Consider the following 11,548-nt stretch of genomic DNA (forward strand, 5'->3'; position numbering starts at 1 on the left):
GGATTGATCGCGAGGTTCTCGAAGTCACCACCGGTGGTGCCGGTGATGGTCGCTTTGACCTGGCCGGCGTCTTTGTAAACGTCATCCGCCGGGGCGGCGACGGTCACTTGGCCAGAGGTTTGGCCGGCCGCGATGTTGATGGTCGCGCCGTTGCTCAGGGTCACGGTCATCGCCGTGCCGGCTGGGTTGCTCAATGTCGCGGTGTAAACGATCTGACCGCCTTCGGCGACATCGCCAGTGGCGCTCAGCACCAGGTTGGTCGTCGCCTGGGTAGCCGGGCTGTCGGTAACCGTAGTGGTCGGAGTCCCGGCGGTGTCGAGCTGTTCGTAGTTACCGCCTTCAACCTTGGTGATGCTGTTGGTCAGCGGGGTATTGGTGTTGTAGACGTTATTGGGCGCAACGAAGTCGACCGAACCGGAGGACTCGCCGACGCCGATGGTGATGCTCTGGCCGTTGGCCAGGGTGACGATCAATGGGCTACCGGTAACCGGCGCCGACACGGACGCGGTGTACACCACGGTACCGCCCTCGACCGCGCTTGGGGTGGCGGTCAACGTGACGGTCGACGTGTCGAGGGTGTCGCTGACATTGGTCACGGCTTCAGCCGGACTAACCGCCAGCTGCTCGAAATCACCACCGGTGGTACCGGTGATGGTGGCTTTGACCTGGCCGGCGTCCTTGTAGACGTCATCGGCCGGGGCCGGAACAGAGACCGTACCGGAGGTCTGGCCGGCCGCGATATTGATGGTCGCACCATTGCTCAGGGTGACGGTCATCGCCGTACCTGCTGGGTTGCTCAGGGTCGCGGTGTAAACGATCTGACCGCCTTCGGCCACGTCCCCAGTCGCGCTCAGCACCAGGTTGGTGGTGGCCTGGGTAGCCGGGCTGTCGGTGACCGTCGTAGTTGGAGTACCGGCGGTGTCGAGCTGTTCGTAGTTACCGCCCTCGACCTTGGTGATGCTGTTGGTGAGTGCGGTATTGGTGTTGTAGACGTTGTTCGGCGCGGTGAAGTTGACCGAACCGGACGACTCACCGATGCCGATGGTGATGCTCTGGCCGTTGGCCAGGGTGACTACCAGTGGGCTGCCTGTGACCGGAGCACTGACCGACGCGGTGTACACCACGGTCCCCCCCTCAACCACGCTTGGGGTGGCTGCAAGGGTGACGGTCGACGTGTCAATGCTGTCGCTGATAGTAGTTACAGCGCTCTGGGGGTTGATCGACAACTGCTCAAAATTGCCCCCGGTGGCGCCAGTGATGGTGGCGGTGACTGTCGAGCCATTGTTGTAAACATCATTGGCCGGCGTCTGGAAGTCCACACTGGCCGTGGTATTGCCCGCGCCAACGGTAATAGTCTGGCCGTTCGACAGCGTCACGGTCACCGGGGTCTGGGCGGGGTTGCTCAGGGTTACGGTGTAAGTGATCACGCCACCTTCGGTGACGCTTGGCGAAGCGGTAAGGGTCGCAGTCGTGTTGTCTACTGTATCGGTAACCTGAGTCACCGCAGGCGCCTGCGGCAAGGTCACGGTGATGCCAGTACCGCCACTGGTTCCCGTCACGGTGGTGGAGATCTGGCCGCCATCGACGTATGGGGTATCGTTAGCCGGAATTGTAACGTTCACGGTGCCGCTGGTCTGGCCCGCCTGAATGACGATCACTGCCCCATTCGACAGTGTTACGGTCAGGTTGGAAGTAGGTGCCTGGCCGACCGTCGCGGTATAAACGATAACGCCACCCGCTTCGGAGATCGAAGGGGTGGCGGTGAGGGTCAGCCCAGTGGTGACCGTTGTCGGAGTATCGGCGGTGGTGTCGTTGGCATCGGTATCCAGCCCGCCAACCTCCTCGTCATCAAGGTCGGCGGCGAAGCTCAGAGGATCAGTCGGGAAGCCGATGGTCGGGTCCACCGAGCCTGCTGTTTCTTCCAACAGGACAAAACTGTGGCCACCGCCAACCGTGCCACCACCTGCCGCTGCAGGACCTGCTGCCGGAGCCTCCAGTTCGGTGGTAGGGTCCACGCCCGCGGCGATCGCTTGCTGCAGCTCTTCCACCGACGGTGCGGCCTGCGCGATAGCCTGACCCAAGTCGGTACTGCTGTCGGGTGCGTCAGCGCTCCATTGGGTATCACGGCCCAGATCGAGCAAACGACCATCGGCCAGTTCGAGGGTGACGGCGCCGCCCGGGCCGGTGAGGACTTCTTCACCGGCCAACAGGCGATCACCTTCAATGAGTACACGCCGGATGCCTTCTGGGGATACTGCGATGACTTGGCCAACAATACTTTTGACGATGGCTACAACGCTGCTCATTGGACTCTCCGGGTTACCCGATGTGATCTACTTCCATGCTCCGAGCAGCGCTCACGAGCCACTGCAGACGGAAGTGTGTCGATACTGTTTCCGGCATACTTGACGTCAAATTATCGTCTATAACTGCCGGCTATTAACTTTATGCCAAACTATTGACCTTATGGTCGCCATCCTAAACAATCGGCAATGTAATGTCACATTGATATTTGAACGGTTGCTATCCCTTCCTTTAGTACTAATACCAGTGCCCCGTCGGAAGCTGCTCATCGGTCAAATCAGGTTGTCATTTTCCAGACCTGAACCGCTTCGACCGTGATTCAGGACAACAGCGCCCTCGGGGATCAGTAAAAATGCGTGCGTCACTGTTTACCGCTCTTCCATTCGCCTTTGCCGCCACTTTCCTACAAGCACAAACCTTGCCCGAAGCCATGCAGAAAGCCCTTGAGGTGCACCCGGAGATCCAGGCGGGTGTCAACGCCCGGGCGGCGGCCGATTACCAGCTGCGTGCGGCCAAGGGCGGCTATTTGCCGCGGGTAGATGTGACCGCTGGTTATGGACGAGAGGGGACTGACAGCCCGAGCACCGGCAACCGCTGGGAAAGCCTCAATCGCGGTGAGTCAGCAATCCGTCTTCGCCAAATGGTTTTTGACGGTTTTGCCACTTCTAGCGAAGTAGGCCGTCAACAAGCCACCGTCAATGCCCGCGCCTACTCGCTGATGGACACCTCGGAGCGTACCGCGCTTGACGTGGCCCAGGTTTACCTGGACGTGCTGTCGCGCCGCGAAATGGTCCGCCTCGCCGAGGAAAACCTGCGCAACCACGAACGTATCCTCGACCAGATCAAACTGCGTACCAGCCGTGGTGTTGGCCGCCTGGCTGACCTTGATCAGGCCGAAGCCCGTCTGGCTCAAGCGCGCAATAATTTGATAACCGAGCAGACCAACCTCGCCGATGCCAACACCAACTTCCTAAGCGTGGTAGGCCAGATGCCGGATGAACTGAGCGCCCCGGCGCCTTTCATCGACCTGCTGCCGGCAACTCTGGATGAGGCGCGCGCGCAGATGGTAGAGAGCAGCCCAGTACTGCGCTCGGCAGAGTCGGACATCACCGCGGCAGAGAAACAGTACGACGCTGCGAAGTCGAGCTTCTATCCGCGGTTCGATGCAGAACTCGGAAGAACGGCCGATAACAACATCGACGGCACTGTCGGCCACAACAATGAGTGGCAGGCCATGCTGCGCATGAACTTCAACCTGTACGCCGGCGGCAGCAACAAGGCTGACCTGGAGTCCAAGTCATACTTGGCCAACCAGGCGCTGGATATTCGCAATAACGCCCTGCGCCAGCTCAACGAAGAACTGGGCCTGGCATGGAATGCGCAAGAGAACGCCAACGCCCAGTTGCCTATTGCCCAGCAATACGTCGATCACAGCAACCGGGTACGCAGCGCTTACCAGCAGCAGTTCAGCCTCGGCGAACGCACACTGCTCGACTTGCTCGACAGTGAAAATGAAACCTTCACTGCTCAGCGCCGTCTGGTTGAGGTGAAGAACATACAATTGTTTACTCAATACCGAATCAAGGCGACCATTGGCCAACTGCTCAAGAGCCAGGGTGTCGTAGCACCGATGGCCACCGTTGTGCAGAATGATGTGAAACCGCGAGTGAACCTGCCAGGCATGAACTGAGGCGCACCCGCACCATCTACCCGCAAGGATGAAGAGAGCGCCGCGTGGAATCCGAAGTCAGTCGAGTGCAACTCAGCCACGATCCACGCAGTCAGCACGATGACCCGTTGCTGGATAGTCTGCTGACCCTGTGTGTTCTGCACCAGAAGCCCGCAAGCAGGGCCATGCTGACTACCGGCCTGCCCTTGCCGGCCCAGCGCCTGAGCCCCGATCTGCTGCCTCGCGCGGCTGCCCGTGCCGGGCTGCAAGGGCGCGTACTTCAGCGCAAACTGGAGCAGATCCCGAGCATCGCCATGCCGGCCATGCTGCTGCTCAATGAAGGCCGAAGCGCCGTGCTGGTGGGCTGGGAAAACGAAGACACCGCTCGCCTGCTGCTCAGTGAAAGCGACGGCGGTGAGGTGCTGGTGAGCCGCGAGGCGCTGCAGGGCGACTACAGCGGCAAAGTGTTCTTCGCCCAGCCGCAGCATAAGTTCGATGTGAACCACGGCAACCTCATCCCGCGCGCCCGCTCCTGGTTCCGCGACACGCTGATGCGCAGCAAATGGCTGTACATCGACGCCATTGCTGCCAGCTTGGTGATCAACCTGATTGCACTGGCTGCGCCTTTGTTCGTGATGAATGTGTACGACCGCGTGGTTCCCAACCAGGCCACGTCGACGTTATGGGTGCTGGCGGCAGGCATCGGCTTCGCCTACATATTCGACCTCATTCTCAAAGGCCTGCGCGGCCTCTGCCTGGACCTTGCAGGCAAGAAGACCGACTTGATCATTTCAGCCACGCTGTTCGAGCGGATCGTCGGCATGTCGATGAAATATCGCCCTGCCCGGGTCGGTAGCTTTGCCCAGAACATCCACGAATTCCAAGGCCTGCGCGACTTCCTCGCTTCGCTCACACTGACCACCCTGATCGATCTGCCGTTCACCCTGCTGATCCTTCTTGTCATCGCTATCATCGGCGGGCATCTGGTATGGATCCCGATCCTTGCGTTCCCGCTGGCTTTGGGCATCGGCTATGCGCTGCAGAAGCCGTTGATGGCGACCATGGAGCGCACCATGGCGCTGGCATCGGAGCGCCAGTCCAGCCTGATCGAAACGCTGGCCGGCCTGGACGCAGTCAAGGTCAACAACGCCGAGAGCGAACGCCAGTACATGTGGGAGCAGACCCTTGGCACCCTCAGCCGCCTCGAGCTGCGCGTCAAAGTGCTGTCGAGCCTGGCCATGAACATCACCTTGCTCATCCAGCAGCTGGCGGGGGTGGCGATGATCTGCGTCGGCGTTTACCTGATCATCGACGGCAACCTGAGCATGGGCGGTCTGGTCGCCTGCTACATGCTCAGCGGTCGAGCGCTAGGCCCGTTGAGCTCGCTCAATGGTTTGCTGGCCCGCTACCAGCAGGCCAAGGTGACCATGGTGGCCACCGACCAGATGATGGAGCTACCGCAGGAGCGCAATTTCGAAGAACGCCCTCTGAGCCGTCAGGTGCTGCAGGGCGCGGTCGAATTCCGGGGTGTAGATTTCACCTACCCCAATCAGCAGAACCTGGCGCTCAAAGGCATCAACCTGAATATCCGCCCGGGCGAGAAGGTCGGCATCATCGGCCGCAGCGGCTCGGGCAAAAGCTCGCTGGCCAAGCTCATCGTCGGCCTGTACGAGGCAGACAATGGCTCCTTGCTGGTCGATGGCGTTGATATCCGCCAGATCGACGTCAGTGAGTTGCGCCATAACATCGGCTATGTCCCGCAAGACATTCAGTTGCTGGCAGGCACTTTGCGCGACAATCTTGTCAGCGGTGCCCGCTACATTGAAGACGAATTGATCCTGCAAGCCGCCGAGCTGGCCGGCGTGCATGAATTCGCTCGCCTTCATCCCGACGGTTACGAACTGCAGGTCGGCGAACGCGGCCAGAACCTTTCCGGAGGGCAGCGGCAGAACGTTGCCCTGGCTCGGGCGCTGCTGCTCAACCCGCAGATCCTGCTGTTGGACGAACCCACCAGTGCCATGGACAACACGGGGGAAGAACGCCTCAAACAGCGCCTGGCTGCTGTCATCGAAGGCAAGACCGTTTTGCTGGTGACCCACCGGGCGTCCTTGCTGTCGCTGGTGGACCGGTTGATCGTCATCGATCGAGGACAGATTGTTGCGGATGGCCCGAAAGCCGCCGTCATGGATGCGCTTAAAAAGGGGCAGATCAGTGTTGCATAAGCTGGATATGGGGCGTTTCAAGGACAGCCTGCGCCGTTACTTCAAGGGCTCGGAATCCCTTGCCGGGCAACCGCTGCCAGAGGTCAACAAAGCGCTGATCGAAGACGCGCCACGCATCGTGCGCCTGACTATCTGGGGCATCATCGCGTTCTTCCTGGTCATGATCATCTGGGCCAGCGTGGCCCCCATCGATGAAGTTACCCGCGGTGAAGGCAAGGCCATTCCATCCTCCAAAGTGCAGAAAATTCAGAACCTGGAAGGCGGCATCGTCGCGCAGATCTATGCCAAGGAAGGGCAGATCGTCGAAGTCGGGGAGCCATTGCTGCGGCTGGACGAAACACGCTTCGCATCCAACGTTGGTGAAACCGAAGCCGATCGTCTGGCGATGGCGCTGCGAGTGCAGCGCCTGAGCGCCGAAGTGGACGACAAGCCGCTGCAGATCGACGAAGAGCTGCGCAAGGCCGCACCGAGCCAGGCCGCCAGCGAGCAGTCGCTGTATCAGAGCCGGCGCCAACAACTGCATGATGAGATCAGCGGCTTGGAACAGCAACTTGTGCAAAAACAGCAGGAACTGCGCGAGTTCACCTCCAAGCGAGCACAGTACGCCAACAGCCTGCAGTTGCTGCGTCAGGAAATTGCCATGTCCGAGCCACTGGTGGCCCAAGGCGCTATTTCCCAGGTGGAAGTGCTACGCCTGCGCCGCGCAGAAGTAGAGAACCGCGGGCAGATGGACTCCACCGCGCTCGCCATTCCCCGCGCCGAAGCGGCTATCAAGGAAGTGCAGAGCAAGATTGAAGAAACCCGCGGCAAGTTCCGCAGCGAGGCGCTGACCCAGCTCAACGAGGCACGTACCGAGTTGAACAAGGCCACCGCCACGGGCAAGGCGCTGGATGACCGGGTCAACCGTACGATGGTCAGCTCGCCGGTACGTGGCATCGTCAAGCAGTTGCTGGTCAACACTGTCGGAGGCGTGATCCAGCCAGGCAGTGATATCGTAGAGATCGTGCCACTGGATGATAGCCTTGTAGTGGAGGCCAAGATCCTGCCCAAGGACATCGCGTTTCTGCACCCGGGCCAGGAAGCGACAGTCAAGTTCACTGCCTACGACTACACCATATACGGCGGTTTGAAGGCCACGCTGGAGCAGATCGGTGCCGACACCATCACCGATGAAGACAAAAAGACCACGTACTACCTGATCAAGCTGCGCACGGAGAAAAGCCACTTGGGTACGGACGAGAAACCGTTGCTGATCATCCCAGGAATGGTAGCAACGGTGGATATCATGACGGGCAAGAAGACCATCATGAGCTACCTGCTAAAACCCATCATGAAGGCCCGTGCTGAAGCCCTGCGCGAACGCTGACTGTCACAGGTGCAACCACCCTGAGGAAGGGTGCTGCACCTGCTCTGTCAGGCCGAAATCAGCGCCACGGGGCAGGCTCGCCCACCAACTGCCCCTGAATACCTTTCACCTCCATTTCCAGTAGCACCTGTCGCTCTCCTTCCGTTTCGACCCGCTCGGCAATCAACGGCAGATCAATACTGTGCGCTGCCCGCTGAATTGCTTCGATGAACAAACGCTTGTGTTGCTCATGGTCAATATTGCGGATGTAGCTCCCGTCGATCTTCAGGTACGCCAGGCCCAAGTGCGCCAGGTTACCGATCATGCTGAAGCGGCCACCAAAACGCTGCAGCGCCAGCCCGAAACCAAGCCCGTGCAAGCGTCGAGTCAACTGCTCGAGCACGGCTTGCGCAGGCAATTGCTCTTCGCCGATTTCCAAGACCAAGCGTGGCCCCAGTGCGGTGTATTGGCCAAGCAAATCGTATACCCGCTGCAGAGCGTTGGGGTCGGCCAGGGTCGCAGCCGACAGGTTGAGCGCAAGCACCTGATCATGGCTACGCAAGTGCGCCAGCACTTTTTCGAGCACCAGCACATCCAGCCGCGTCATCCAGCCAAAGCGCTCCAGCCACGGCAGAAAGCGGCCAGCCGGCACTGCCTCGCCTTCATCATCGTGCAGCCGTGAAATGACTTTGTAGTGCAGCACGCGCTGCACGTCTTTGCATTCCACAACCGGTTGGAAGAACAGTTCGAACTGACCTTTGACGAAGGCTTGCTCAAGCCGCGTGTGCCAGGCGTGATGGCTATCGCCGGCAACGGCCGCGGCCCCCTGCTCAAGACAAACCCAGCCGGGTGTCGGCTGATTTTCAGCGCGGGCCAGGGCCTCATCGGCAAGTTTCAAAAGCGCTTGCGGCGCGTCGCCGGGGCTGAACGGTGCAAGGCCAATACAGGCTACCGGGTCGACATCGGTGGCACCGGTCTCGTGCAGGCTCTGCAGTGTAGCCTCCAAGGCCTGGGCGAGCTGCACCGCCTCTTCGTGCACCATGCCTGGGGCGAGCACAGCGAACTCACCGCCACGGCTGCGGGAAATCAGGTCTTTGGTCTCCGGGAACTTGGCACAGGTACGCTGCAGCTGTACGCCGACCGCCTGCAACAGCTGGTCGGTGCGTTGGCCGCCCAAGCGGGCGTTAAGCCCTGTGAGGTCCTGAACACGCAGCAACAGTAGGTAACCCGCCCTCGCTTCTTCAAGGTTGCTGACTCGGGTATTGAGCTGCATTTCAAAGTAACGGCGATTGGACAACCCGGTCAGGCTGTCCTGATACGATTCGGTACGTAGCCGCTCGCTGCGCTCGGCCTGCTCGTTGAACAGGGCCTTGAGCTTCTCCACCATCTGGTTCATGGCTTGCACCACACGGCGCAACTCGGGCGTGCGCGGCAGCTCAGGCAGGCTGAGGAACTCGCGGCGGGCGATGGCGTGGGACTGCTCGACCATGTAGTCCAGCGGCCGCAATTGACGACGTAACAGTAAGGCTCCGAGTACCGCGCTCGCTGCACCGCAGAGCAGCAGCCAGCCCAGGCTGCCCAAGGCGCTCTGCCAGAGTTTGGAGATGGCGAACATCGGGTGGCTAATGACTTCGACACGCGCAGCTTGTTGCCAACCTCGGCTGACGATGGCATCACCGCCGGCAGCTTCGAGGCCTATCAGGTGGATGAACCAGGCAGGAACACCACCAGGATCTGGCTCCGCGTGACGCTCCACCAGCACCGCATTCGAGGCCAGGTCGACGACCTTGATGCTCGAATAATAGCCACTGTCAAATATCGAACTGACCATGAGCTCTACCATGGCCGGGTCATCGATGTTCGGCGTCAAAGAAAGCGCCAGCGCCGTGGCAGCGTCCTGAGCATGTGAGCGCAGCTGGTTTACGTACTGACTGCGTGAACTCTCCAGGCTGACCATGAAGCTGCCGCTGAACGCGACTACCAGGAACAGGCAAATGGCCAACAGCAATTGTTTGAACAGTGACATCTGTGCTCCTTCAGTAAACCGGTTCGGCCGGGAACCCTTCGGCCTGCATTTTCTTTAACAAGTCCTGCCAGCGTGACAAACGCTTGGTGTCACCGACTTTCTTGTTACCCGCAGCACCGGTCAACCAGAGGCCTTCACCATTGAAGGCGTAGACCGGCAAGAGGTCAGTACGCTGGCTGGCGGGCTTGATGGCGTCCATCAGGCTATCGAGTACCAACGGCTGGGCTTGTGGGCTTGAATAATAGGTCAGCACCATATGCGCGCGGTTCTGGCGCAAGGCCTTGACGTAGGTGATGCGTAGCTTTTCACTTGGGATACCCATGCGGCGCAGGCTGAAATACTTGGCGATGGCGTAGTCCTCGCAATCACCAGCGCCCTTGATCAAGGCCTGGATGGGCGTGGCCCAATAGTCGACTTCACGCCACAAGTCGATGTCTTCGACATAGCGCAATTGCTGGTTGAAAAACAGGTTGGCTGCCTGCAAGCGTTGTAGCTCGGAGCCTTGGTTTTGCGTGGCCATCATGGCTTGCCAGGCATCGATGCGGCCCTTGCCGGCACCGAGTGGGCCATACAGGGTCTGTGACTTGCGACTGATCTGGGAAAAATCCCAATCCGCATGCAAACCGCCCAGCAGCAAGCTGCCCAGCAAAATGGCGAGGCCGACACATCGCGCGGCGGTTTTGATTACCCAGGGTATCGCCACTGCGAAGACCTGTTCAGACCAGTCGAAAGCAGCGATGGTGAGGTCTGTCAGCATAAAAAACAATGGCATCCTGCAATCATGCCGCCGGTGGTCGGGGAGCCAAGACTTTCCAGTTAATGCTTTGTATGTGCCGCTTCCTTTGCCAGTCGTCTTCATCCACCATATCTCTAGGCCGTGTTTCGCCCGCCCCCATTGCGGGGAGCTGGTTTGACAAGCCCCCTTGCCTGTTACTAGTGTCATTGGATCCAACTTTAGTCGTCGAGGCAGACTCCGCGTGGCCGAGAAAATCAAACTGAGCAATGTGCTGGCGAGCGAACAGCTACCGGCGAACCTGGCCCGTGGCGTGATCGAAGAACGCTTGCGCAGCGCCATACTCGATGGCCGCCTGCCGCCCGGTACCGCCGTGCGCCAACAAGAGCTGGCGACCTTGTATGGCGTCAGCCGCATGCCTGTGCGTGAGGCGCTGCGCCAGCTGGAAGCGCAATCACTGCTCAAGGTGGAAATGCACAAGGGCGCGGTTGTGGCGCCTTTGATTGGTGAAGATGCAGTCGACACTTATGCGTTGCGGGTTTTGCTCGAGTCCGAGGCCCTGCGCCAATCCATTCCCCTGCTCGATGCCGATGATATCGCCCGTGCACGTGGTTACATCCGGCAACTGGAAAACGAGACGCGCCACGCCGAAATCGGCCGCCTCAATCGGCTGTTCCACATGGCCCTGTACGGCAAGGCTCAGAACCAGAAGCTACTGCGCCTGATCGAGGACGAGCTCAACGAGGAAGAGCGCTTCCTGCGCTTTCATCTATCGTCGATGGGCTTGGGCAAGCTGACCCAGGACGATCACAACGCACTGGCGGATGCAGCCAGTGACAAGCTGGTCGACGAGGCAGTGAGGGTGCTGGAGCAGCATCTGAACAATGGTGCGCGGGTTATCAGGAATTACCTGGACAAGCAGGCAGTCCAGCCAATGCCATAACCCGGAAAAGACAAAGCCCCTGTCTGCAGTGCAGACAGGGGCTTTGGATTTGAATCTTGACGATGACCTACTCTCACATGGGGAAACCCCACACTACCATCGGCGATGCATCGTTTCACTGCTGAGTTCGGGATGGGATCAGGTGGTTCCAATGCTCTATGGTCGTCAAGAAATTCTGTGTGCCGGCCCGTCCTGTGGACGTACCCGCGAATCTCTGTAGTTCCTACTTAAAGACAAAACCCCTACCTGCTTACGCAGATAGGGGTTTTGCGAAATGAATCTTGACGATGACCTACTCTCACATGG

The 11,548-nt window shown here is 59.7% G+C and carries 7 protein-coding genes and 1 rRNA gene; 4 read left to right on the top strand and 4 right to left on the bottom strand.

Features of this window, described 5'->3' with window-relative positions; translation table 11 throughout:
* A partial coding sequence (locus tag ACW4TB_RS27325) for a retention module-containing protein (protein WP_455843125.1) occupies positions 1–2,306 on the bottom strand: 2,306 nt, incomplete at its 3' end.
* A gap of 350 nt (positions 2,307–2,656) precedes the next feature.
* Here ACW4TB_RS27325 and ACW4TB_RS27330 point away from each other — a divergent pair.
* The 3 genes from ACW4TB_RS27330 to ACW4TB_RS27340 are packed head-to-tail and all read left to right on the top strand — an operon-like array spanning position 2,657 to position 7,561.
* The gene (locus ACW4TB_RS27330) at positions 2,657–3,994 is read left to right on the top strand and encodes a TolC family outer membrane protein (protein WP_254466845.1); all 1,338 of its coding nucleotides are present in this window, start codon (positions 2,657–2,659) and stop codon (positions 3,992–3,994) included.
* Between the two features lie 44 nt (positions 3,995–4,038).
* A complete protein-coding gene (locus ACW4TB_RS27335; protein ID WP_039602856.1) occupies positions 4,039–6,195 on the top strand; it encodes a type I secretion system permease/ATPase in 2,157 nt (718 codons plus the stop codon).
* A gap of 1 nt (position 6,196) precedes the next feature.
* Positions 6,197–7,561: an HlyD family type I secretion periplasmic adaptor subunit gene (locus ACW4TB_RS27340; RefSeq protein ID WP_455843126.1), complete on the top strand. Its 1,365-nt coding sequence runs from the start codon at positions 6,197–6,199 to the stop codon at positions 7,559–7,561.
* 58 nt (positions 7,562–7,619) lie between these two features.
* Here the strand turns inward: ACW4TB_RS27340 and lapD are convergent, their stop codons facing one another.
* Positions 7,620–9,566 carry a cyclic di-GMP receptor LapD gene (lapD, locus tag ACW4TB_RS27345; protein WP_012316817.1) on the bottom strand — a complete coding sequence of 649 codons (1,947 nt, stop codon included), beginning with the start codon at positions 9,564–9,566 and terminating at the stop codon, positions 7,620–7,622.
* A gap of 10 nt (positions 9,567–9,576) precedes the next feature.
* A complete protein-coding gene (gene lapG / locus ACW4TB_RS27350; protein WP_190273318.1) occupies positions 9,577–10,338 on the bottom strand; it encodes a cysteine protease LapG in 762 nt (253 codons plus the stop codon).
* A gap of 205 nt (positions 10,339–10,543) precedes the next feature.
* On the opposite strand from lapG, the gene ACW4TB_RS27355 reads away from it, so the two are divergent.
* Positions 10,544–11,242 carry a GntR family transcriptional regulator gene (locus tag ACW4TB_RS27355; protein WP_012316819.1) on the top strand — a complete coding sequence of 233 codons (699 nt, stop codon included), beginning with the start codon at positions 10,544–10,546 and terminating at the stop codon, positions 11,240–11,242.
* A 54-nt stretch (positions 11,243–11,296) separates the two neighbouring features.
* Here the strand turns inward: ACW4TB_RS27355 and rrf are convergent.
* Positions 11,297–11,412: ribosomal RNA gene (gene rrf, locus ACW4TB_RS27360) — 5S ribosomal RNA — on the bottom strand.
* Positions 11,413–11,548: the final 136 nt, after the last annotated feature.

The organism is Lelliottia jeotgali, assembly GCF_977070485.1.